Here is a 23,628-nt window from a genome sequence, read left to right as displayed (position 1 = left end):
CAGTAAAAGGACACTGACTCCATGAGCACCCAATCACACCCGACCGCGGCGCAAGCGCCCAGTGAACACAGCATTCTCGACAGCATTGTCGCCCAGACCCTGCTGAGTGCGGACGATGAGGCCTATGGCATCGCCAAGCGCGGCGTTTCGGCGTTTATCGCGGAGTTGATCAAACCGCAGAACAGCGCTGAGCCGGTCAAGAAGCGCCTGGTGGACCGGATGATCGCCGAGATCGACACCAAGCTCAGCCAACAGATGGATGAGATCCTGCATCACCCGGATTTCCAGGCCTTGGAGGCCGCGTGGAAGGGCTTGCAACTGTTGGTCGAGCGCACCAACTTTAGGGAAAACATCAAGATCGAACTGCTGAACGTCTCCCGGCAAGACCTGCTGGATGACTTCGAAGATTCACCGGAAGTGACCCAGTCCGGGCTGTACAAGCACATCTACAGCGCCGAGTACGGCCAGTTCGGTGGGCAGCCTGTGGGCGCGATCATCGCCAACTATTTCCTCTCTCCCAGCGCGCCCGATATCAAGCTGATGCAGTATGCCTCCAGTGTGGCGTGCATGGCTCACGCGCCTTTTATCGCCGCCGCAGGGCCGGGGTTTTTCGGGCTGGAAAGCTTTACCGGCCTGCCAGACCTCAAAGACCTCAAGGATCACTTCGAAGGGCCGCAGTTTGCCAAGTGGCAAAGCTTTCGCCAGAGCGAAGACGCGCGCTACATCGGGCTGACCGTACCGCGCTTTCTGCTGCGCACACCCTACGATCCCCTTGAGTGCCCGGTGAAAACCTTTGCCTATCAGGAAAACATGGTGAACAGCCACGAGCACTACCTGTGGGGCAATACCGCCTACGCCTTCGCTACGCGCTTGACCGACAGTTTTGCGCGGTTTCGCTGGTGCCCGAACATCATCGGCCCGCAAAGCGGGGGCGCCGTGGAAGACTTGCCGTTGCATCACTTCCACAGCATGGGCGAAATCGAAACCAAGATTCCCACCGAAGTGTTGGTGTCGGACCGTCGCGAATACGAGCTGGCACAAGAAGGCTTTATCGCCCTGACCATGCGCAAGGGCAGTGACAACGCGGCATTCTTCTCGGCCAGCTCCGTACAAAAGCCCAAGCATTTCGGCATCAGCGTCGAGGGCAAGGACGCGGAGCTCAATTACCGCCTGGGCACCCAGTTGCCGTACATGATGGTGGTCAATCGTCTGGCGCATTATCTCAAGGTGCTGCAGCGCGAACAGTTGGGTTCGTGGAAGGAACGTACTGATCTGGAACTTGAGCTCAACAAATGGATTCGCCAGTACGTCGCCGACCAGGAGAACCCCAGTGCCGAGGTGCGCGGTCGGCGCCCCTTGCGGGCGGCTCGTATCGTGGTCAGTGACGTGGAGGGCGAGCCCGGCTGGTACCGCGTGAACCTGAGTGTGCGCCCGCATTTCAAATACATGGGGGCAGACTTCACCCTGTCCCTGGTTGGCAAGCTCGACAAAGAATGAGCAAAGGCCAGGGGACGCCCCACCAATCGAGCCTCTTTGAGCGTCTGGAGCGCCCGTCAGCGCGCCCAGCCTGTCGCGTGGCATCGGTTGCTGTGCATCTGGGCAAGATGCTCAGCATTCGCGCAGGCAGCGTGCAGACGTTGGCGGACTACGGTTTGCCTGATCTCAATGACATGAGCCTGAGCCGGCATGACTCATTGAGCCAGTCGCGGCTGTTGATCGAGCGCTTTATCCGGGCTTATGAGCCGCGCTTGAAGCATGTTCGCGTGCAGGTGTTGCCACAGGGGGCTGACCCATTGGCCCTGGCGTTTGCCATTGAGGGCACATTGAAGGTCGACGGCGTTGAGCAATTTGTAGCGTTCACGGCGCGGCTGTGTGATGCGGGGCGCATCGAGGTTATGCCTGATGTCGTTTAACCGGTTTTACCAAAGTGAACTCAGCGCTTTACGGCAATTGGGCCGGCGCTTTGCCGAACGCAATCCAGCGCTGGCGCCGTTTCTGGCCGAACCCGGCCAGGACCCCGATGTAGAGCGGTTGCTGGAAGGCTTCGCGTTCCTCACCGGCCGTTTGCGCCAGAAACTGGATGACGAATTGCCGGAGCTGACCCATTCGCTGATGCATCTGCTTTGGCCCAACTACATGCGGCCGCTGCCGTCGTTCAGTATGTTGCAGTTCGACCCGCTCAAGCATGCAGGCGCTGGTGTGAGGGTGGCGCGGGATACACCGGTCGAAAGTGCAGCCGTCCAGGGTGAGCGATACCGTTTTCGGACGTGCTACGCCACCCAGGTCTTGCCGCTGCAACTGAGTGCCGTGGAGTACCGTATCCAAGGACCGCGCACTTCAATGAGCCTGCGGCTTGAGCTGAGCGTCGAGGGCAATTTCAGCGGCTGCGGGTTTGACCGGCTGCGGTTGCATCTGGCGGGCGAGCCTTACATCAGCCAGGGCCTTTACCTGAGCCTGCTGCGCCACCTTGAGTGCATCGAGGTGGTGCCACACGACCAGAATGGCCTGCCGGTGAGGGGCGCTGATGGCCAGCCGCTGTCGATGCGAGTGGGGGCCGACGCCGTACAGCCGGTGGGGTTTGACGAGGATCAGGCGCTGATTCCCTACCCACCGAATACCTTTCGGGGTTATCGGCATTTGCAGGAGTACTTCGCCTTTCCTGAAAAATACCTGTTTGTCGACGTGGGTGGCCTGGGTGTCGTCCAGCAGTTGCCCGCCGAACTGCTCAAGCAGGTGTTTGGCGTGACCTTGCGTTTCGAGTTGCGCACCCAGGGGCATGAGCCCGCGCAGGTTGGCCTGGATAACGTGAAGCTGTATTGCACACCCATCGTCAACCTGTTCAAGCACGATGCAGTGCCCATTCGCCTGGACGGCAAGCAGGATGAATACCTGTTGATACCCGGCGAATATGCGCGTGGGCATGCCAGTGTCTTTTCCGTGGACAGCGTTACGGGCTGGCGTCCTGGCGGGCTGGGTTATCGCACGTATGTCCCGTTCGAGTCCTTTGATCATGATGGCGACGTATTGGCAGCAGCCCCCAGCTATAGCCTTCGCCAACGCTTGTCGGGGCAGGATGAACTTGAAACCTGGCTGTGCTTCGGCGGCGGGCCGGGGCGAGCCCCGGAAACGCTGTCCATCGAGCTGACCTGCACCAACCAAAACCTGCCCAGGCAGTTGCCGGCCGGGGCGATCAACCAGCCCTGCGAGCAGACACCGCAAGGGTTGTCGTTTCGCAATATCAGCGTACCGACGCCGAGTTTCACTCCGCCACTGGACCAGGATTTTCTCTGGCGACTGATCAGTAACCTGTCGCTCAACTACCTGTCGCTGAGCGACATCAATGCCTTGAAAGTGATTCTGGAAACCTATGACCTGCCACGCTTTCACGACCGTCAGGCACAGAAGGTCAGCCGGTTGCGCCTGGATGCATTGCGCTCCATCCGTCATGTGGCGGTCGACCGTTTGCACCGTGGGTTGCCGTATCGCGGCGTGCGCATCGACCTGAGCGTTGATTGCCAAGGCTTTCTCGGCCAGGGCGAGGTGTTTGTGTTCACGTCGGTGCTCAACGAGTTTTTTGCGCTGTATGCCAGCCTCAATGCCTACCACGAACTACGAGTCATCAGCACACAAGGAGACGTGTACCTATGGCCACCCCGGATGGGCCAGCAGCCCCTGCTTTGACTGATTTATCCCGTGTCATCCGCGAATACTCGCTGTTCCAGGCGATGTTGCAGGTGATCGAGCGCTTGCGTGATGCCCACCCTCTGCTGGATGAGCGCGCGCTGTACGACCTGTTGGAATTCCAGGCCAACCCGGGCCTTGGTTTTCCCGGACACGATATCGACCGGGTGGAGTTTTTCATTGAGCACGAGCTACTGCGCGCGCGCCTGCGCATCAACGTGTTGGGCCTGTGTGGGGCAGGCTCGCCTTTGCCGGCATTTTATGGCGAGCAGGCGCTTGCCGACGGTCCGGGCGGGAATCCAACCCGCGATTTTCTGGATCTGTTTCACCATCGCCTGCAACGGCTGATGTTGCCGATATGGCGCAAATACCGTTATCGGGCGTGTTTCCAGGCTGGCGCCGGCGATGCTTTTTCCGCGCAGATGTTTGCCTTGATGGGGCTGGGCAGCCAGCACCTGCGCAACACGGCGCAGCTGGATTGCAAACGGCTGTTGCCCTACCTGGGTTTGTTGAGCTTGCGGGTGCACTCGGCCGCGTTGATCGAAACGGTGCTGCGCCACTACTTCAACTACACCCGCTTGTTTATAGAGCAATGGGTTGAACGCACGGTGGTTATCACCCATGCGCAGCGCAACCAACTGGGCAAGGGCAATAGCCGGCTGGGTCATGACCAGGTGTTGGGCCAACGCGTCGCCGACCGCAGTGGCAAGTTCAGGGTGCATATCCAGGACCTCGGTTGGCAACGCTTTCACGATTTTCTGCCCACAGGGCCGGACTTCCCAACGCTGTGCTCACTGGTGCGGCTGACCACCCGTGACCCGCTGGACTATGACCTGCACCTGGTGCTGGCCAAGGAGGAGATTCGGGCGCTGCACCTTGGCGAGTACAACCCCTGCCGCCTGGGGTGGACAAGTTGGTTGGCGCATGAGCGCGCCGACGGAGTGGTCATCGTGGCCAGCAACGCTCAATAGGGATGAATAGGATGAATGTTAACTTGCAACAACTGCTCCAGACATTGACCCCCCAGGCCCGCAGAGACCTTGAGCGCTCGGCCGAACGCTGTGTGCTGCGTGGCGGCCGGGAGGTATTGGTGGAAGACCTGCTGCTGGCTTTGCTGGAGCATCAGGATGGCATTCTGGCGAGGGCGCTGGCCGATGCCGGGATAGAGGCCAGTGAGCTACACGCCGTGCTTCAACCCCGCAGCGAAACGAGCGCGTCGCGCAATCCGGTGTTCGCCCAGGCCCTGGTGCACTGGTTGCAACAGGCGCTGATGGTGGCTCGCCTGGAACTTGGCCAAACCGAAGTGGACCATGGGGCGTTGTTGCTGGCGCTGCTCGCTCACCCCCAGCTGCACGCCGGCATGGGCTATCAGGCGTTACTGAGTCGATTGAGTGCGCAACGTGTGCGTGATTTCCTGGTAGGCCAACCCGCTGGCGTTGTTGCACCCAATGAAGAGTCGTTGCTGGAACGCTTTACCCGCGACCTGACACGACAGGCCCATGAGGGCAGTATCGACCCGGTAGCGTGTCGTGATACCGAGATTCGCCAAATGATCGACATCCTTGTGCGTCGGCGCAAGAACAACCCGATTCTGGTGGGTGAAGCCGGGGTGGGTAAGACCGCCGTGGTCGAAGGCCTTGCCTTGCGGATTGCCGGCTCCCAGGTGCCGGAACCGCTCAAGGGCGTACGGTTGTTAAGCCTGGACATGGGCCTGCTGCAAGCCGGTGCCAGTATCAAGGGCGAGTTCGAGCGCAGGCTCAAGGGCGTGATCGAAGAAGTGGGTGCTTCGCCCACGCCGGTGATCCTGTTTATTGACGAAGCCCATACCCTGGTGGGGGCGGGCGCGCAGGCGGGCGGGTCCGACGCCGCCAACCTGCTCAAGCCGGTACTCGCCCGTGGTGAACTGCGCACCATCGCCGCCACCACTTGGTCGGAATACAAGCGCTACTTCGAAAAAGACCCGGCACTCGCACGGCGTTTCCAGCCTGTGCAGGTTGCAGAACCTTGCGTCGAGCAAGCGGTGGTGATCCTGCGTGGCCTGGTGCCGCTGTACGAAGCCAGCCATGGGGTGTATGTGCGCGACGATGCCGTAGTTGCGGCGGCGCAGATGAGCGCGCGGTACCTGGCGGGGCGTCAGTTGCCCGACAAGGCCGTGGATGTGCTGGATACCGCGTGTGCCCGTGTTCGCATCAGCCAGGTGACCGCACCGGCCGCATTGCAGAGCCTGTGCGCGGAACAGGCCGAAGGCGTGCAACGGCGTCAGGCATTGATGCGCGACAGGGACGCCGGGCTACCCGTGGATGAACAGGCCTTGGGTGATCTGGATAGGCGCCTGGACGTGGTCGAAGGCGAGCGTCAGCTTCTGGAAAACGCCTGGCATTTGCAGCAAGCGCTGGCCGAAAACGTACTCGCCTTGCGTGGGCAACTGGAGCTAGCCCGGCGTGCGGGGCAGGGCGTCGATGACCTTGAACACGCCTTGGCTGTGCAACGGGAAGAACTCCTCGTTCATCAGCGTGAACAGCCACTGGTCAGCCTTGACGTGTGCCCGCGCCTGATCGCCGAAGTGATCAGCGCGTGGACCGGTATCCCCGTCAGGCAACTGGCCCATGAACACAGTGAGCGTGTGCTGGGTTTTGCCGACGCATTACGGGCTCGCATCCTCGGTCAGGAGCACGCCGTACGCGCCCTGGATCGTAACCAGCGTGCGGTCGCAGCTGGGTTGAACAAGGTTGACGCGCCCATGGGGGTGTTCCTGTTGGTGGGGCCTAGCGGCGTGGGCAAGACCGAAACCGCGTTGGCCCTGGGCGATTTGCTTTACGGGGGAGAGCGTTTTGTCACCACCCTCAACATGTCCGAGTTCCAGGAAAAGCATTCGCTGTCGCGGTTGATCGGCGCGCCGCCAGGCTATGTCGGTTATGGCGAGGGCGGGGTGCTTACGCAAGCTGTGCGCCAACGTCCGTATTCGGTGGTGTTGCTCGACGAGGTGGAGAAGGCTGACCCGGAGGTGTTGAACCTGTTCTACCAAATCTTCGACAAGGGCTTGGCCAATGACGGTGAGGGCCGGGAAATTGATTTTCGCAACACGTTGATCCTGATGACCTCCAACCTGGGCAGCCAATGCATCGCTGATCTGTGCATTGATGGCCAGCGCCCGGAGCCCCAGGCGTTGGAGGCAGCGATAGGTCCGTTGTTACGCGAACACTTCAAGCCGGCGTTGTTGGCGCGGATGCGCGTGGTGCCGTACTACCCGATCAGCGCTGAAGTGCTGCGTGAACTGGTCAAGCTCAAGCTTGAGCGCCTTGGCCAGCGATTGCAGTTGCGTCACATGGTGTTCAGCTACTCGCCGCAACTGGTCACACACATGGCCGAGCGTTGCGCCCATGGCGACAGCGGCGCGCGGTATATCGATCGATGGATCGACGCTTGCCTGCTGCCCCAGATCGTCGACCGCGTGCTGCACGCCCTGGCCGTTGGCGAGACCTTGGCGCGTGTGCATGCCCAACTGGATGACCACGGGCAGCCGGTCTGCGAGTACAGCCAATGACGGACCTTCGGTTGACCCACTTGCCCGAGCCGTTGGTGTACGCCAATGCCTTGCTGGATTGGTTTGCCCGCCTGGGTATCGAAGGCGAGGAGGCCACCTTGGCCGACCTGTGCGCAGCCGCCGCCGCCCAATTGAGCCAGTGCGAACTCAGTCAGGTGTACCGGTGCGACGAGACGACCGGCCGGCTTGCGCTGATCGCCCAGCATTTGCCTGGGGCACCGCGTTCAACCGCCGATTTCCGACACGAGCAGTTGCTGCACTTTGTGCTCAAGCAGAGCCGTGCCCTGAGCCTGGACAATGTGACCGGCAGCCCCTACGAGAGCGGATTTCTACCCGCGACGGATACGCCATGGCGTTCTTTGACCTGCGTGCCACTGCTCGATCGGCATAACGCCATCGCCGGTCTGTTGCTGTGTGCCAGCCACCGGTCCAGACCCTTGCAGGACTACGTTTTCACCCTGGGCCAACTGGGCAGCTTTGCCTTGAACCAACTGGCGTTGAGGCAGCGCATGCGCCCTAGGTCCTTGGCTGCGCGCAGTGAACCTGCGCCTCCTGGGAGGTTCGGCCTGATCGGCAACAGCACGGCCATGGGGGAAACCTGCCGGCTGATCGACAAGGTACTGAACACGCCGTATACCGTGCTGTTGCGCGGCGAAACCGGCACCGGCAAGGAGGTGGTGGCGCGGGCGCTCCATGCTGCCGGGCCGCGCCGAGGCAAACCGTTTGTGGTGCAGAACTGCGCGGCCTTTCCCGAAGGCCTGTTGGAAAGCGAACTGTTCGGCTACCGCAAAGGCGCGTTCACCGGCGCCGAACGTCACCACGCCGGGCTATTCGACGCAGCCCACGGCGGCACGCTGCTGCTGGATGAGGTCGGCGACATGCCGCTGTCGCTCCAGGCCAAGCTGCTGCGTGTGCTTCAAGAAGGCGAGGTGCGTCCACTGGGGGCCAGCGCGGCCCATAAAGTCGACGTGCGCATCATTGCCGCGACTCACCGCGACCTGAGTGCCATGGTCGCCCAGGGTACGTTTCGCGAAGATCTGTTTTATCGGCTGGCGCAGTTCCCGATCGATCTGCCCCCCTTGCGTGAGCGCGAAGGCGACATATGGCTGCTGGCCAGGGACTTTGCCCACAAGGCCTGCATCGCCCTTGGGCGTGCGCCGGTGGAGTGGTCGAACGACGCCCTTGACCAGCTGGCGAGCCATGGCTTTCCAGGCAATGTGCGCGAACTCAAATGCAGGGTAGAGCGTGCCGTACTGCTCTGCGACGACGCGGTGATCCTGCCCGCGCACCTGTCCTTGCCTGTGGCATCCACCGCGGCGAGCGTGGATACCACGCTGCGCCAACGCATGGAGCGGGTGGAACGGGCCTTCCTGATCGACTGCCTGCATAAGAATCGCGGCAATCGCACCCGTACCGCGCGCGAACTGGGGGTCGCGCGCCGCACGCTGTTGTACCGGCTGGCGCGCTTGAAGATCCCGGATGCAAACGTGCGCGAGGAGTGCTGAATGATCTGCGTGTGCAAACCTTACTTTTTTGGGAGATAACCGATGCCTTTTCATCTCTGGCAAGCCGTGCTGCTTGCGTTGTGTTTGCTGAGCGGCTGTAGCGCCAATTACGTCTTCGATGATGCCGACTACCGTCCGTTGGGTGATCCCCAGGCGGCCCGTCGCGGCCACTGAACTGGGGAGCATTGTCATGCAATTAGTGTTTGAGATGTGCGCGGGCAGCAGGGGTGATCCGGCGAGCTTCAAGACGTTCGACGGTACGGGCGGAGTCATCGGTCGAGGTGCGACCTGCGACTGGATCATTGCCGACCCGCTTCGTTTGGTATCCAGTCATCACGGCTTGGTTACTTACCGCAACGGTCAGTATTTCCTCACTGATATCAGCAGCAATGGGATCGGCGTGTCGGGCGGTGCTGAACGCTTGCACAGGGGACAGGCGCGCTTGATCTGCGAGGGTGACGTCTACCAGTTGGGGTCGGTAGAAATTCGTGCTCGCCTGAAAAGACAGGCCTACCCAGGGACCCAACCTGACGCAATGATTCCCGATGATGCCTTCCTGGGGCTGGACCCCCTGTGCACGCTGGACCTTGAACATCAGCGCAGTGAGGCGTCAGCCGAACTGGATGCGCTGGCCGTTGCAACGCTGGCACCCGATCAATCCATAGGACACGGTTCTGTCGAGGCGGATCACCTGGTCCTGCCACAGTGGGCCGAGCCTGGCCCGGAGCCGGTGGCCAAGGCGATACCGGTAACCCAAGACGAGTTCTGGGGGCGGTTCAGCGCGGCATTGGGCATGCCCTTGGATGCGCTCGATCTCCATGGGCGCGAGGAACTGGCGATCAAGGTTGCGGGCTTGTTCAGGCAAACCACCGAAGGCTTGCGGCAAACCCTGCGTACACGCGATGAGTTGAACGATGAGTTGAACCCCGGTTGGGCAAGTCCGGTGCCCCGCAACCGTAACCCCATTACGCACGGCACGGACAGCCATGCAACGGTGGCGGCACTGCTGGGCGACGCCGAGCCAGGCGCGCTACCTGCCGAGGCGGCGGTGGCGGACGCATGCCGAGCCATACAGGTCCATCAATTGGCGTTGGTCACGGCCTGCCGCACGGCGGTACGCGGTGCATTGGCGGCATTTGCTCCGGGCCATTTGCTGCTGTGCTTCGAGCGCGAAGGCAAAACGCCCAGGCTCGTTACCGATGGCACCCACTGGCGGGCCTATCAGCGTCATTACCAACGCCAGGTCGACAACGACCATCTGGTCGGGCAGCTCCTTCGCCAGGATTTCTGCGCTGCCTATTCCCAGCAGCTGCGGCTGGTCTGCACCCTGCACACGACCTACCCAGGATGATCTTCATGTACCGAATTACCGTTGCATCAATGCTGGTATCGCTGGGCCTGTTGGCTGGCTGCAGCAGCTTTTCTCCCTTCTCGACCTTGACCAAGCTGGACCTGACGCTGACCGCCAGTGACGAGGTCAACCCCGACCAGCACGGTCGCCCGTCCCCCGTGGTGGTGCAGTTGCTGGCGTTGCGGCACCCCGTGGCCTTTGAAAACGCTGATTTCTTCAGCCTGTATGGCCGGGCCGAGCAAACTTTGTCCAAAGATTGGGTAGCCGGCGAAGAGTTGGAGCTGCGCCCTGGGGAACAGAAGGTGCTCAAGCTCAGTGTCGACCCCCACAGTCGGTATGTGGGGGTGCTGGCGGCCTACCGGGACTTGCCCCATGTGCAATGGCGCACGGTGTTGCCGATGGCCCCTCGGCAATTGACGAGGACCGAACTGGTCCTTGACCACACCGGAATCCGGGGCGATCGCCCGAACGCCCTCGCGCTGGAGGACGCCGATGCCCATCCATAACGTCATCTGGCAGGAAGGCATGCTGCTCAGGCCCCAGCATTTGCAGCACAGCGACCGTTACTACCGGCACCAACTCAACCGCACCCGGTTGATGGGCGCTGACGCCTGGGGGTTCCTGAGCCTGGACATGGATATGCAGTACCTCAACCTGGGCAAGGTGGTGGTCAACCAGGCCAGTGGTGTATTGCCGGACGGTACGCTGTTCGAGTGGAGCGGTGCGATGGAACCCCTGGTGTTGCAGGTGCCTGCCAACACGGGCAGGCAGGCGTTGTACCTGGCCTTGCCATTGGCCACCGATCATCAGGTCGAAACCCGCAGGCATGAGCAAACCGAGGTGCTGGCCCGGTATGTCAGTTGTGAAACCGAAGTCGGCGACTCCAACGCAGGCGCCGACGCGCGCTGCCCGATCAACTGCGCACGACCGGATCTACGCCTGTTGCTGGGCGAGCACAGCAACGATGCGCTTTTTGTGAAGTTGCAGATCGCCCAACTTGTGGAGTCCACCAGCGAGGGCGGGGTGAAACTGGACACAGACTATGTGCCCACTTTCATTTACCTGCAGGGCTCAGGCTACGTGTCGTCGTGCATCAAGGAGGTGATCAGCCTGCTGTCCACCCGGGGGGACGCGATTGCCGGGCGTATCGAAGGCGGTGGTGCGTCCGCTGGGGCACAGGTGGGCGATTTCCTGATGCTGCAACTGATCAATCGGACGGAATTGATTTTGCGTCATTACCTGGACCAGCCCCAGGTCCGTCCAGAGGCTGTGTTCAGGGCGTTGCTCGGGATCTTGGGTGAATTGTCCGCATTCGGCGTCGACAGCAAGCGAGCGCAGTTGGAAGTGCGTTACCGGCACGGCGACCAGGGCGCGAGCTTTCGCGGCTTGATGGAGGGTATTCGTGCCGTGCTGTCGCTGGTGCTGGAGCAACACGCCATCGAACTGGCCCTGCAGCCGCGCCAGTACGGGGTGCTGGTCTGTCCGCTGACTGATCTCAAGCTGCTGGGCAGTGCGACGTTCATCCTGGCGGCTACCGCCCAATGCGACTCGGAAGAATTGCGTCATCGCTTGCCGGCGCACCTCAAGATCGGTCCGGTGGAGCGCATCCGCGAACTGGTCAACCTGCAACTGGCCGGTATCAAGGTCAGGCCGTTGCCGGTGGCGCCGCGACAGATCCCATTCCATGCCGGCAAGACCTATTTCATGCTCGAACTCAGTGCCCGTGACATTAGCCAGCTGGAGCAGTCGGGAGGTTTTGCTTTCCACGCCAGCGGTGCGTTTGCCGAGCTGGAGCTCCACTTCTGGGCCATCAGGAACTGACCTTCATGACCATCGACAGTGAATACCCACAGGACGAAAAAACCGTGCTGCTCGACCATCAAGGGCAGGCTCCGGCACAGGCGGCAGTCACGGACTTTGCCGCGCCGCCGCGCTTCGAGCAACTGGAAGACCGCATGATCTACAGCGCGCGCTTGCAGGGCGCCTTGAGCTTCAACATGGCGCCCAACGTATTGGTAGAGGCTGCCTGGGAGCTGTTGTTGCAGGTGGTGCAACTCAAGACCAGTTCCGGCCGGGAAGCCCTGCAAGCCCTCAACGACCGGTTGTCACTGGCGGTGACCGCGTTTGAAACCCATGCCTTGCACCTGGGGGCGGACCACGGCCAGGTGATGACCGCGCGCTACGTGCTGTGCAGCGTCGTTGACGAGGCCGTGACCACCACCAGTTGGGGCAGCCGCAGCGAGTGGTCGAAGACCAGCCTGTTAAGCCGCTTTCACAGCGAGACCTTTGGCGGCGAGAAATTCTTCCAACTGTTGGAGCGTTTGTCCCGCGATCCGGTGAAACATGTGGCGATGCTGGAACTGCTGTACCTGTGCCTGTCGGTGGGGTTCGAGGGTAAATACCGGGTCATGGAGCGGGGCGTGGCGCAGCTTGAAACCGTGCGTGATGCCCTGTACCGGCAGATCAGGCTCGTGCGCGGGGAGCGGCCGTCACTGGCTGCGCCGCCGTGCGCAGGTGCAGCCGCTCAGCCCAGGCTGCGTCTGGTGTCCGCAGGCTGGGCTGGTGCGCTCGCGCTGGCCTGTTTGCTGGTGGTTTACGCAGGGTTTGCCTGGGTATTGAGCAACGAGCGCATGAGTGCGCTGCAACCTTTTCAACCCTTGGCGCCGGATCAGACTCGGCCGCTCATGTAACGCTGGGAGCAATCAATGAACGCATTCTTCAAGAGCGCGGGCAGGCTGCTGCGCAAAGTTTGGCTCTGGAGCCTGTTGCTGGTGGTGGCTGGGGCGCTGTTCGTATGGTTTTTCGGGCCATTGCTGGCGGTGGATGACTATCGGTTTTGGCGAGATCCGACCCTGCGCTTGCTGACCATCAGCGGCCTGTTCCTGCTGTGGGGGCTGGCGATGGTGAGGGTGAATGGGCGCAGGGCCGCGCGGTTGGACCCGCCGGAGCACCAGGCGAGCGAGCAACGGCTGGGGTTGGTCGAGGATGAGCGCAAGCAGGTTCGGGGGCGCTTCAAGGAAGCGCTGCAGGCGCTGAAGAATACCCACCGTTACGGTGAGCGCAGCGAACGCTGGCGCAACGAGTTGCCCTGGTACCTGGTGATCGGCCAGCAGGGCAGTGGCAAAACCCACTTGCTGACGGCCGCCGGGCTTCCGTTTGCGCTAGACCGAAGCGACACAATACCGTCGGGCACCACCGGGCATTGTGATTGGTATTTCGCTGACGAGGCGGTTGTGCTCGAATCGGCCGGTCGCTATCTGGAACAACCCGATAACGCAGTCGATGCGGCGGGCTGGTCGACATTGCTGGGCTTGCTCAAATCGCGTCGCCGAACGCGTCCGTTGAACGGTGTGGTGGTCACGCTGTCGCTGGATGCGTTGCTGAGCAGCAACGAACATGACCTGGATTTGCACGCGCGTCATGTGCAAAACCGGTTGCAGGATATTCAACAAACCTTGCACGCGGACGTACCGGTCTACCTGGTATTGACTCAGGCTGATCAATTGACGGGGTTCGCCGAATTCTTCGATGAGGTCCAGGGCGACAGCGCAGATGCGCTGCTGGGGGAGCGCCTGGTCACCACCGGAACGACAACTGAAATTACCCAGGTGCGCCAGGCGTTCGAGGCACTGTTGCAGCGTTTGGGCGCGCAGCTGATCCAGCGCCTGCACCAGGAGCGAAACGCCGAACGGCGTGGCCAGATGCTGGATTTTCCACGGCAGGTCGCGCACCTCGGTGAGCGCCTGTGCCTGTTTGTCGGCACCGCGTTCTCAGCGCATCGATTTCAGCGTATCAACGGTTTGCGCGGCTTCTACCTGACAGGTACAAGCCCAAGCGCGCCGCGTGCGCTTTTTGCCCACGGCCTGTTTCATCGGGTGATCTTCGCCGAAGCCGACCTTGCCGGCCTGCACACGCCGGAGCGCCAGCGCATTCAGCGGCGCCAACGGTTATCGCTGCTGGCGCTGGCATTGGTCATCGGCGGGGCGATTGCACTGTGGTGGCACAGCTATTGGGTCAACCATCAACGCTTGGAAGAACTGGTCGAACTGGGCAGGCCCGATGGGGCGGCGCAGGGCGGCTCGGACCCAACCTTGATGATGTTGCCGCTGCTGGACAGGCATCTGGCCGCGACGCGGGTATTTCCATCGTTGGCGCACACCCGGTGGGTGGAGCGTGCAGGTTTATATCAGGGCGAGGCCAGCCGTCCACTGTTGACCGAGGCCTATGCAGATGCCTTGCGCCGGCCATTGCTTTCGCAAGTGACGAGCCTGCTTGAGGAGCAGGTACGTGCCAATTTGGGTGACCGTGAGCGGCTTGTGCAAAGCCTGCGTGCGTACCTGATGCTCAACTTGCGTGAGCGGCGTGACAACGCCTGGCTGGCGGAACATGTGGCCAGCTATTGGTCGGCCCGTTATCCAGGGGATACCTCGGTGCAACAACGCCTGAATGAACACCTCGCACGACTGCTTGAACAACCCTTCGTGGCCTCGCTTAACGATGAACTGGTGGCCCAGGCCCGTCTGCAATTGCGTGGTGAGTCGTTGGCGGATGTGGTTTATCGCGCGCTGCGTGAGCAAGCCCAGGGCCTGGAACCCTTGCACCTGGCGCAAGGGCGCTCATTTACGGTAGGCGAGACGGCCATTGCAGGCTTCTACACCAAAAGGTATGTGCAGTACTTTGAGAGACAAGGGGCTCGGTTGGTCAATGGGATTGCCCAGGACAACTGGGTGCTTGGCGCCGCTACCGACCTGAGTGCCATGGATTTGCGCCGCCTTTTGCTGGAGTTGGAACAGCGTTATTTCAGTGAATATGCCGAGGCCTGGAGCCAAGCCGTCAGCCAGGTCCGCTTGGTGGAAAGCGACAGCCTCAGCCAGGCGGCCGAACAACTGGCGAGCCTGACCTCTGCCCAGTCCGCGCTGGTTCAGGTGTTGCAGCAGGTACGTGAAAATACCCGGTTGCTGTCCACCCAGGAGCGACTTGAAGCGGCGAGCCATCAGACCCGTGAGTTGGGCCAGGCCACATCCGCTCTGCTGTTGGACCAAGGGGCCGGGAAGGCGTCCACCGATTCTGCCCGACGTGCATTGCAACGCCGCTTCGAGCCTTTGCACCAATTGCTCGATGAACAGCACAACCCCAGTGCCCAGTTGACGCAAGCCTTGCGCCTGCTCGATGAGCTGCAACTGCAATTGGCGTCGGTGAATCGCGAAAGTGCGGCGGATCAGGCCGCGTTCAAGTTGGCCAAGCTGCGCATGGAAGGGCAGCAGCCGCTGCTGGGTCATGTGCGTGACGCTGCGGCGCGGTTGCCGATGCCGCTCAAGGACTGGGTCGAAGGCATTGCCGACGACAGTTGGCGACTGCTGCTGGATGAGGCCTATGGCTACGTGAATCAGCGTTACCAAAGCGAAGTCCATGGGTTTTACGCCAAGGCGATTGCGCGGCGCTACCCGTTCAATGCTCACGCCAGTGGTGACGTTGCCCTTGGGGATTTTCAGGCGTTTTTCAAAGGCCGGGGCATACTGGCCCGGTTCTATGACGGCTATCTGCGCCCGTTCGTAGGCGATGACGGTGGTCGTTATCGATTGCGCGGGCTGGATGGGCGCAGCCTGCCGTTGTCGCGCTCGCTGCTGGACCAGTTGGGCAGGGCCCATACGATTCGCCAAGGCTTTTTCAGCGAGGACCAGGGGAAGTGGGCAGTGCGCTTCACCCTGGCACCCTATAGCCTGGATCAGGCGGTCAACCGGGCGATCCTGCGCATTGGCGACCAGCAGTTGGAATACCGTCACGGGCCTATCGTGCCCATGACATTCCAATGGCCCATGGAGGCGGACAATGGCCGCAGCAGCCTGGTGCTGGAGCGCGGCGCGGCAAGGCCTTTGGGGCTGGAGAAAAACAGCGGGGCCTGGTCGTGGTTTCGTTTGTTGGACCTGATGCAAAGTGAGCCCGCCAATGGTAGGGCGGCGCAGATACTCAAGGCTGACCTCGCCGGGCTGCGCGCCAACTACCTGTTGACCAGTCAGCGCAGTCCCAGTCCGTTCCAGATGACCCGCTGGCGTACGTTCCGCCTGCCGGAGCAATTGTGACCCCCGTTGCATGGCGCAGTGCCGGGCGTACCGTGCGGGGCAAGCGACGTTCACGCAATGAGGACGCGTTTCTGGATTGCCCCCTGCGCGGCTGTTGGGCGGTGGCTGACGGCATGGGTGGGCACCGGGCTGGCGATGTGGCCAGTCAATGGGTGGTCAGCAGCCTGGCGTCGTTGTCGGGCCAGGGCAGCCTCGACCAGCGCATCGAGGCGGTACGCCACTGCCTGCGCGCGCTCGACAGTCGGTTGGGGCACGTCGATAGCCTGTCGGGGGTGATGGGCAGCACGGTGGCCACGTTATTGCTTGAGCATGGCCGCGCGGCGTGTCTGTGGGCCGGCGACAGCCGTTGTTACCTGTGGCGAGGCCAGCGCCTGTACCAGCTGTCACGGGATCACTCCCTGCAACAGCAATTGATGGACACGCAACGGTTGAGCCCGGAGCAGGCCCAGGCCCATCCAGACGCTCGCGCCTTGACCCGTGCTATCGGTGCCCGCCAGCCGCTTAACCTTGAGGTGCTTGAGCTGCGTACCCATCCGGGTGACGTGTTTTTGTTGTGCAGCGACGGCCTTTACCAAGGCCTGAGCCACGGCGAGCTGGGGCGCGCCATGGCTGGAGGGGCGCCTCGACAGGTACTGGACCGGCTGTTTAACAACGTAATGCGGGGTGGCGCACAAGATGATTGTACGGCCGTCGTGGTGCAGCCATGAGCGAGGCATCCGGTGCGCCGAACCTGCTGGGCGGGCGCTATCAGCTTGAACGGTTACTGGGCTCCGGCGGCATGGGCGTGGTGTATCGCGCCCGTGACCTGTTGCATGAGGCCTTCGGTGAGCCCAATTCCCATGTGGCGGTGAAGCTGTTGGGCGAGGCGTTTTGCGGGTCGCCCGACGCCCATGTGTTGCTCTACAGCGAATTCGCCCTGACCCGCAGCGTTCTGCACGCCCATGTGGTGCGGGCGTTTTCGTTTGAGGTGGATACCGCGCATCAGCTGGCGTTTTTCACCATGGAACTGATGCAGGGCCTGACCCTGGACCGGCTGCTGGTGGAGTGCCCAAATGGCCTGCCTTGGCCAGAGTTGCAGCCCATTGCCCTGCAACTGCTGGATGCACTGGCCTGCAGCCATCGGCAAGGCGTACTGCATGGGGATGTGAAACCCGCGAATGTGATGTTGGGCGAGCAGGGGGTGCGCCTGTTCGATTTTGGCCTGGGCCACGCTCAAGCCCAGTGGGCGGACGGGCTTCCGGGCTTGAGCCGTAGCCGGCTCAACGCCTGGACACCGGCGTACGCCGCGCCGGAATTGTTGGCGAGTGGTTGCCTGTCTACGCGCACCGATCTGTACGGCGCCGCCTGTGTTGTGTACGAATTGGCCCAGGGAAAACGCCTGAGCCTGCGGCTGTGCGATCAACTGTTGGCCCGGCCCCGGCAGTTGCCTCGCCAGTGCTGGTCGGCGCTGCGTGCAGCCCTGGCCATGGACCCTGAGCACCGCAGTGTCGGTGTTGACGGGTTGCGCGAGGCCCTGGCGAACCGGCGCCGACATTGGTTTGTGTGATGCGAGCTCAGCCCGGCAAGTCATGCAGTTGGCAGTAGTCAGCCCAACTGAGGCCAGCCATCTGCGCAACCTCCTTGTGTACTTCAAGGCGCTGGGTTTCATAGGCTTCGACGGTGTCGGTGGTCAGCTTGAGGGTCAGTTCCCAGGCAAACAGGCCCAGGCGCTCGGCTTGCGCTTCGAAGGCCTCGTGCAGGCGTTCGGCACGGTACTGCTCTAGGGTTTCGCCCTTGGCCTGCGCGGCCAGCGGGTTCAAGTTCGCCAGTTGTGTGGCCACTTCAGGGTGCTCGGCGAGGAATCTATCCAGCGCGCGTTGGTGGTTTTCGCCAGGTGAGGACAAGGGGGTGCTCCTGATCAAGTGAGTGAGGGCCGGCAGTGATAGTACCCATTGAAGCGAATGCCCGGCTGCCATTACGGAAAAAACACCCGCAAGGCTGGCAAAAGGCTTTCGCTCACGGTGCCATGCCGTGTAGCGTTAGCTCCGGTGTTTGCGACCCTGTCTTCCAGGGGGCAGGCGTGGGCAGAGGGATGGGTCATGGCGCAAACGCTGTTCAAGCTTTTCTTTACCCAACGGCTGGCCGCCCTGGCCAGTACCGAATCGTTGCGTGCGATCCGCGAAGGGTTGCTATGGATCCTGCCATGCCTGCTGGTGTCGGCGGGTTTCCTGATTCTGTCCGAGTGCGCCCGGGTGCTGGGTTTCGATCCGCAAGTGGTGGCGTTCCTCGCCGGGCTGCATAACCAGATCAGTTCGGTCATCCCGCTGTTGGTCGCCGCGTCCATCGGTTACATGCTGGCGATCCAGCATCGCTTACCTCAATTGCCGGTAGCGTTCCTGTGCCTGGCCCATGTGGTGGTGGCCACGTTTATCCTGCGTGAATACCCCAGGGCTTCAGCCACCTTCGTTCTGTTCATCGCCATCGCTTCTCCGCTGCTCAACGTGCCGGCCATTGCCTGGCTGCACCGTTATCGTTGGACGCGGCTGGTCAACGAGGAACTGGTAGGGCACAACCTGCGGGGAACCATCAATATGGTGGTGCCGGGGGCCATTACGGCCCTGGCGTTGGTGATGGTGTTGTCATTGCTGCTGCAGGTGCCCTATGTGGCACAACTGCAGGGGCCGCAGGTGCTCGATGCGCTGGAGTCGCCCTATGGCAGTGGCCTGTTTGTAACCCTGATGAACTCATTGCTGTGGTTTTTTGGCATCCACGGTGTGTATGCCATGCAGCCGTTGTTTAATGTGCTGGATCAGGCGGTGGTGTTGAACAGCGCGGCGCTGGCGGCCGGTGAGCCGATCAAATATGTGTTGAACAGCGGCCTTTTGGGCAGCTTTGCGTTCATCGGCGGTTCGGGCGGTGCGTTGTGCCTGTTGATAGCGATCCTGCTGTTTTCCAAGAGCCAATCCATGCGCCTGTTGGCGATCGCGAGCCTGCCGCTGTCGCTGTTCAATGTCAGTGAGGTGTTGCTGTTCGGCTTGCCGATCATCCTTAACCCACGCCTGTTCATACCGTTTTTGCTGGTGCCAGCGATCAATACCATGCTCGCGCTCACCGTGGTGCTGCTGGGCTGGGTGTCGCCGGCAGTGGCCAGTGTGCCGTTCACCGCGCCGGTGCTGCTCAATGCCTACCTGAGCACCCATGGCGACATGGCCGCGGTGGTGCTGCAGGTTGTGCTGTTGGGCCTGGGCACCCTGGTGTACGCGCCCTATGTGCGTGCGATCCATCGCCAGACCGCCGAGGGCGGTACGGTGTACCTCAAGTCCCTGGACATGACCTTTCGTGGCCTGGAAGAAAAGGGCCGGTTGCGGGAACTGGACCCTGTGCTCACCTCCCATAAAGCGCTGGCACGCCAGGCCAGTGAATTAAGCCGGATCCAGCAGATCAGCGACTACGAGTTCTACCTCGAATTCCAGCCCCAGGTCTCGACCCGCACCGGCCTGTGCACCGGTTGCGAAGCGCTGATGCGCGCCCGCGATGCCCAGGGCACGGTGCATTCGCCATGGGAGTTCCTGCAGTGGCTGGCCCAAGCGCGATTGATGCCCGATGTGGATGTGTGGGTTGCCTCCCAGGCGGTTCGCCAGTACCAGAAATGGCAAAAACTCGGCTTTGTGCTGCCGATGACCATCAATATTTCCAGTGCAACCCTCACTGATGCGGCCTTGGGCGAACGCCTGGTGCAGATCCTGGCCCAGGCCCATGGGCAGGTGTCGGTGGAAATTACCGAGGACGCCCTGGTCAGCGATATCCAGGCCACGCGCCAGACTATCCAGAAGCTGCAGGCCATTGGCGCCAAGGTCTATATCGATGATTTTGGCACCGGGTTTTCGGCCTTGAGTTACCTGCACCAGTTCCCGGTGGATTTCATCAAGATCGACCGCAGTTTCGTGGTGGCCCAGCACGACCCCAAGGGCGCCCAGGTGCTCACCGGCATGCTGCGATTTTGCGAGGCGCTTAACCTCGGTGTCGTGGTGGAGGGCGTGGAAACCGCCGAGCAGTTGGCTTTTCTGAATACGGGGGCCGAGTTGATTATCCAGGGCTGGTATTTCAGCAAGGCGCTGCCGGGCGATCAGTTGCAAGGCTTTGTGCGCGAGCGCGCCGCGTTGGCTGAATCCTAGGCAGGATCATAACCACGCCGCGTCTGTTCGATCTCGTCCACCAAGGTGTCGATGCGCGCCAGGCGTGCGCGATTGTCGTGGTCCCACGGGTGAAAACCCGGTTTGAAGTAGTGCAGCCATGGCCGCAGCATCCGTGGGAACACCCCCTTGGGCCCATACAGAAACTTGAGCATGCGCCACCAGCCTTTCCAGAAGCCCACCGCCTTGCGGTCTGCGATCAGCAGGCGCAGGTGAAAGTCCAGCACCACCAGCCAGAAGAACACCGTGGTGGTCAGCATGGTCCCGGTGCGCAGCAGATAGCGCTTGGGCCCCGGCTTGATCACCGTGTTCCACACATCAAAGGCGACGGCCTTGTGTTCGGTTTCTTCCAGGGCGTGCCAGTACCACATCTGTTGGTAGCCCTTGAGTGAGTCGCCAAAGCGCGACGGGTCGCTCAGCAGGATCTCTGCCAGCATCGCCGTGTAGTGCTCCAGGGCGATGGTAATCGCCAGGTTGAACGACGGCGCGAAGTGTTTTTTTTGCAGGTCGAGAATGAACTTGAGCCGCCGATCCAGGGTGTGCGCCGGCAGCCCGGCGGCTTGCAACAGATCGTTGTAGGCCACATGTTCGCGGCTGTGCATGGCCTCCTGGCCGATAAAACCCTGGATTTGCTTTTTCAACTCGGGGTCGTCGATGTGCTGGCGGTAGTGCCGCACGCTGTCCATGAAAAACAATTCGCCCTGGGGAAACAGCAGCGACAACGCGTTGAAAAAGTGCGTGATGAACGGGCCCTGTTCATGCCAGTTGGTGATGCGCTCGGCGGGCAGGGCAAAACGGATATCGCGACGGATAGGCAGCATAGTGCGTGCTCCTGTTCAGAGACGGGGCTCGTCGTTGGGTTCAAACACCGGCCTGCGTGGCTTGGGCGCCATGCGTTTGCTGGCGAACACCACAAGCGCTTGATAGGCGGCCGGCAGGCACCGGGCAAGCAGGTCGAGGAAATACGCGTCGCGGCCGATCAGCACGCGGCGTTTGTTTTTGCGCACGCCCTGCAAGATGACTTTGGCCGCCTGGTCGGCACCGGTGATAAACAGCTTTTCGAAGTCGGCGCGGGCCTGCTGCTCGCTGTGAATCAGGAAGCCGGTCATGTTCGCGTCAATACGGCTGCTGCGGCAGATATCGGTACGGATGCCGCCGGGGTGCACACAGGTCGCCGACACGCCGCAGCGCTGCATATCCAGTTCCTGGCGCAAGGACTCGGTAAACCCGCGTACGGCAAACTTGGTGGCGTTGTAGCCACTCATGCCCGGTTGGGCGAACAGGCCGAACACGCTGGAGGTGTTGATCACATGGCCCTCGCCGCAGGCTTTCAGGTAGGGCAGGAAGGCCTTGGTGCCATGGACCACCCCCCAGAAATTGATCCCGACAATCCATTCCAGGTCGGCATAGTTCACGCCCTCCACCGTGCTCGACAACGCCACCCCGGCATTGTTGAACACCAGGTTGATCTGGCCATGGTCGACCAGGCAGCGTTCAGCCCAGTCGTCCATGGCCTGGCGGTCGGCAACATCCAGCACCTGGGTGGTGACCTTCACCGGTGACAGAGTGGAGGTCTTGATCAGCGCCAGGGTCTCGTCCAGGCCTTGGCTGTTGGTGTCCGCCAGCGCCAGGTGGCAACCCTCCCGCGCCAAGGCCAGGGCCAAGGCGCGCCCCATACCGGATGCCGCGCCGGTGATTGCCGCCACGCGGCCGTTGAATGACTTCATGACAGGCTGCCTTCTGCAGGGGAGAGGGGCGTCGTGATTGGCTGGGCAGGCGCATTGAGCGGCAACAGGTGGCTCACGTAATCCTTGAGCGCAAACTGCCGGGTGACCTGTTTGAAGCGCCAGGTGGAGCCGGGCCACAGGGTGGTGTTCTTGCCAGTGCGGGGGTCCAGGTACCAGCTCTGGCAGCCGCCGGTGTTCCAGATGGTGCGCTTGAGCCTGGCTTGCAGGTGCTGGTTGTAGGCGCTTTCCACGGCCGGCTTGACGTCAACGGTCGCGATGCCATGGCGCTGCATTTGCTTGAGCGCGTCAAGGATGTAAGTGACCTGGGCTTCGATCATCAGGATCATCGAGTTGTGCCCCAGGCCTGTGTTGGGCCCGACGATCAGGAACAGGTTGGGATAACCGGGCACGGTGGTGCCTTTATAGGCGTGGGCGCCGTCGTGCCAGGTGTCCATCAGGTCCGCACCGCCACGGCCGATGATGCAATCACGGGGCAGGGGGTCGGTAGCCTGGAAACCGGTGCCGAAGATCAGGCAGTCGGCGGGGTGCTTGATGCCGTCGGCGGTGACCACGCCATCGGCTTCGACACGCAGCACGGGGTTGGTGACCACCTCGACATTGCTGCGGGCCAGCGCTGGATAGTAGTCATTGGAGATCAACACGCGCTTGCAGCCGATGGTGTAGTTGGGCGTCAGGGTCTTGCGCAGGGAAGGGCGCGCCACTTGTTTATGCAGGTGGCGCTGGGCGATTTTCTGCACCATTTTCATCAGCCGCGGGTGCAGGGCAAAGCCCACCACGCGGCCTTCCAATGCCCAATAAAACGCCGCACGCACCAGGCGCTGCGTGAAGGGCAGATGCTTGAACAACCAGCGCTCGGCCGGCGAAATCGCCCGGTCGGGCTTGGGCATGATCCACGGTGGCGTGCGTTGGAACAGGTCCAAATGGGCCACCTGCGGGGCGATCTGCGGCACGAACTGAATGGCACTGGCGCCGGTACCGATCACCGCCACCCGTTTACCCTTGAGGGAATAGCTGTGATTCCACTGTTGAGAGTGGAAGCGCTCACCCTTGAAGCTGTCGAGGCCAGGAATATCCGGTAATGCCGGACGCGACAAACCGCCCATCCCCGAGACCAACACCCGTGCGCTGACCTGGCGGCCATTGCTGAACGTCAGTTGCCAGCGTTGCTGCACCTCATCGAACACCGCCCGCACCAGGCCCATACCGAAACGCAGGTAGGGCGCCAGCTTGAAGCGCTCGGCGCACCGCTCCAGGTAGGCGCGGATTTCTCCTTGCTGCGCGAATTGGCGGGTCCAGTCGGGGTTGGGCGCAAAGGAGAACGAGTACACATGGGACTGCACATCGCAGGCGCAGCCGGGGTAGTGGTTGTCTCGCCATGTGCCGCCGAGGCTGTCGGCCTGTTCGGCGATAAAGAAGTCGGTGAGCCCGGCCTCCTTGAGCTTGATGGCCATGCACAGGCCCGCAAAGCCTGAGCCGATGATGGCGATGTCGATTAGATCACTGTGGGCATTCATAGGCGGATTCCCGTGCTCCTGTTTTTGTTTTGT

19 protein-coding genes are annotated in these 23,628 nt (G+C 61.9%); 15 read left to right on the top strand and 4 right to left on the bottom strand.

Translation table 11 applies throughout. The features are described 5' to 3' along the window. Positions 1–21 precede the first annotated feature (21 nt). From tssC to DYL59_RS08245, 14 genes are read left to right on the top strand one after another with little or no spacing between them, the layout of a single operon-like run. Positions 22–1,497, top strand: coding sequence for a type VI secretion system contractile sheath large subunit (gene tssC, locus DYL59_RS08310; RefSeq protein WP_135288743.1), 1,476 nt, complete (start codon positions 22–24; stop codon positions 1,495–1,497). After that, complete coding sequence (tssE, locus tag DYL59_RS08305; RefSeq protein WP_135288742.1) at positions 1,494–1,913, top strand: type VI secretion system baseplate subunit TssE; 420 nt, start codon at positions 1,494–1,496, stop codon at positions 1,911–1,913. The genes tssC and tssE overlap by 4 nt, the downstream gene beginning before the upstream one ends. Then, the gene (tssF, locus tag DYL59_RS08300) at positions 1,903–3,681 is read left to right on the top strand and encodes a type VI secretion system baseplate subunit TssF (protein ID WP_135288741.1); all 1,779 of its coding nucleotides are present in this window, start codon (positions 1,903–1,905) and stop codon (positions 3,679–3,681) included. Before tssE ends, tssF begins: the two co-directional genes overlap by 11 nt. Then, positions 3,645–4,652, top strand: coding sequence for a type VI secretion system baseplate subunit TssG (gene tssG / locus DYL59_RS08295; RefSeq protein WP_135288740.1), 1,008 nt, complete (start codon positions 3,645–3,647; stop codon positions 4,650–4,652). The genes tssF and tssG overlap by 37 nt, the downstream gene beginning before the upstream one ends. 2 nt (positions 4,653–4,654) lie before the next feature. After that, entirely contained in the window at positions 4,655–7,225 is a 2,571-nt protein-coding gene (gene tssH, locus DYL59_RS08290) for a type VI secretion system ATPase TssH (protein WP_135288739.1), read from the top strand. After that, positions 7,222–8,730 (top strand): sigma-54 interaction domain-containing protein, encoded by a 1,509-nt coding sequence (locus tag DYL59_RS08285; RefSeq protein WP_135288738.1) that lies wholly within the window; start codon positions 7,222–7,224, stop codon positions 8,728–8,730. The genes tssH and DYL59_RS08285 overlap by 4 nt, the downstream gene beginning before the upstream one ends. 42 nt (positions 8,731–8,772) lie before the next feature. Beyond that, complete coding sequence (locus DYL59_RS08280; RefSeq protein WP_135288737.1) at positions 8,773–8,904, top strand: type VI secretion protein; 132 nt, start codon at positions 8,773–8,775, stop codon at positions 8,902–8,904. Positions 8,905–8,920: 16 nt separating this feature from the next. Then, entirely contained in the window at positions 8,921–10,081 is a 1,161-nt protein-coding gene (gene tagH, locus DYL59_RS08275) for a type VI secretion system-associated FHA domain protein TagH (protein ID WP_135288736.1), read from the top strand. A gap of 5 nt (positions 10,082–10,086) precedes the next feature. Then, entirely contained in the window at positions 10,087–10,587 is a 501-nt protein-coding gene (gene tssJ / locus DYL59_RS08270) for a type VI secretion system lipoprotein TssJ (protein ID WP_135288735.1), read from the top strand. Then, a complete protein-coding gene (gene tssK / locus DYL59_RS08265; RefSeq protein ID WP_135288734.1) occupies positions 10,574–11,902 on the top strand; it encodes a type VI secretion system baseplate subunit TssK in 1,329 nt (442 codons plus the stop codon). The genes tssJ and tssK overlap by 14 nt, the downstream gene beginning before the upstream one ends. Before the next feature lie 5 nt (positions 11,903–11,907). Further along, positions 11,908–12,771, top strand: coding sequence for a type IVB secretion system protein IcmH/DotU (gene icmH / locus DYL59_RS08260; RefSeq protein ID WP_135288733.1), 864 nt, complete (start codon positions 11,908–11,910; stop codon positions 12,769–12,771). A 15-nt stretch (positions 12,772–12,786) separates the two neighbouring features. Beyond that, positions 12,787–16,161, top strand: a complete 3,375-nt coding sequence (gene tssM, locus DYL59_RS08255) for a type VI secretion system membrane subunit TssM (RefSeq protein WP_135288732.1) — start codon at positions 12,787–12,789, stop codon at positions 16,159–16,161. After that, a complete protein-coding gene (locus tag DYL59_RS08250; RefSeq protein WP_135288731.1) occupies positions 16,158–16,868 on the top strand; it encodes a PP2C family protein-serine/threonine phosphatase in 711 nt (236 codons plus the stop codon). The genes tssM and DYL59_RS08250 overlap by 4 nt, the downstream gene beginning before the upstream one ends. Beyond that, positions 16,865–17,707 (top strand): serine/threonine-protein kinase, encoded by an 843-nt coding sequence (locus tag DYL59_RS08245; RefSeq protein ID WP_135288730.1) that lies wholly within the window; start codon positions 16,865–16,867, stop codon positions 17,705–17,707. Before DYL59_RS08250 ends, DYL59_RS08245 begins: the two co-directional genes overlap by 4 nt. 7 nt (positions 17,708–17,714) lie before the next feature. Here the strand turns inward: DYL59_RS08245 and DYL59_RS08240 are convergent, their stop codons facing one another. After that, complete coding sequence (locus DYL59_RS08240; RefSeq protein WP_135288729.1) at positions 17,715–18,044, bottom strand: DUF6388 family protein; 330 nt, start codon at positions 18,042–18,044, stop codon at positions 17,715–17,717. Between the two features lie 195 nt (positions 18,045–18,239). Between DYL59_RS08240 and DYL59_RS08235 the strand changes: the two genes are divergently transcribed. Beyond that, complete coding sequence (locus DYL59_RS08235) at positions 18,240–20,315, top strand: EAL domain-containing protein (protein WP_135288728.1); 2,076 nt, start codon at positions 18,240–18,242, stop codon at positions 20,313–20,315. Here DYL59_RS08235 and DYL59_RS08230 read toward each other — a convergent pair. Genes DYL59_RS08230 through DYL59_RS08220 form a run of 3 tightly spaced genes read right to left on the bottom strand, consistent with a single transcriptional unit; the run spans position 20,312 to position 23,595 of the window. Next, the gene (locus DYL59_RS08230) at positions 20,312–21,154 is read right to left on the bottom strand and encodes a metal-dependent hydrolase (protein WP_135288727.1); all 843 of its coding nucleotides are present in this window, start codon (positions 21,152–21,154) and stop codon (positions 20,312–20,314) included. The genes DYL59_RS08235 and DYL59_RS08230 overlap by 4 nt on opposite strands. 15 nt (positions 21,155–21,169) lie before the next feature. Beyond that, positions 21,170–22,060: an SDR family NAD(P)-dependent oxidoreductase gene (locus DYL59_RS08225; RefSeq protein ID WP_135288726.1), complete on the bottom strand. Its 891-nt coding sequence runs from the start codon at positions 22,058–22,060 to the stop codon at positions 21,170–21,172. Continuing rightward, positions 22,057–23,595 (bottom strand): flavin-containing monooxygenase, encoded by a 1,539-nt coding sequence (locus tag DYL59_RS08220; protein WP_135288725.1) that lies wholly within the window; start codon positions 23,593–23,595, stop codon positions 22,057–22,059. The genes DYL59_RS08225 and DYL59_RS08220 overlap by 4 nt, the downstream gene beginning before the upstream one ends. Between the last annotated feature and the right edge of the window lie 33 nt (positions 23,596–23,628).

Origin of the sequence: Pseudomonas kairouanensis (genome assembly GCF_004682055.1) — a bacterium.
GTDB lineage: Bacteria > Pseudomonadota > Gammaproteobacteria > Pseudomonadales > Pseudomonadaceae > Aquipseudomonas > Aquipseudomonas kairouanensis.
The sequence above is the reverse complement of the archived record's forward strand: the minus strand, read 5'-3'. Positions and strand labels throughout refer to the sequence as shown.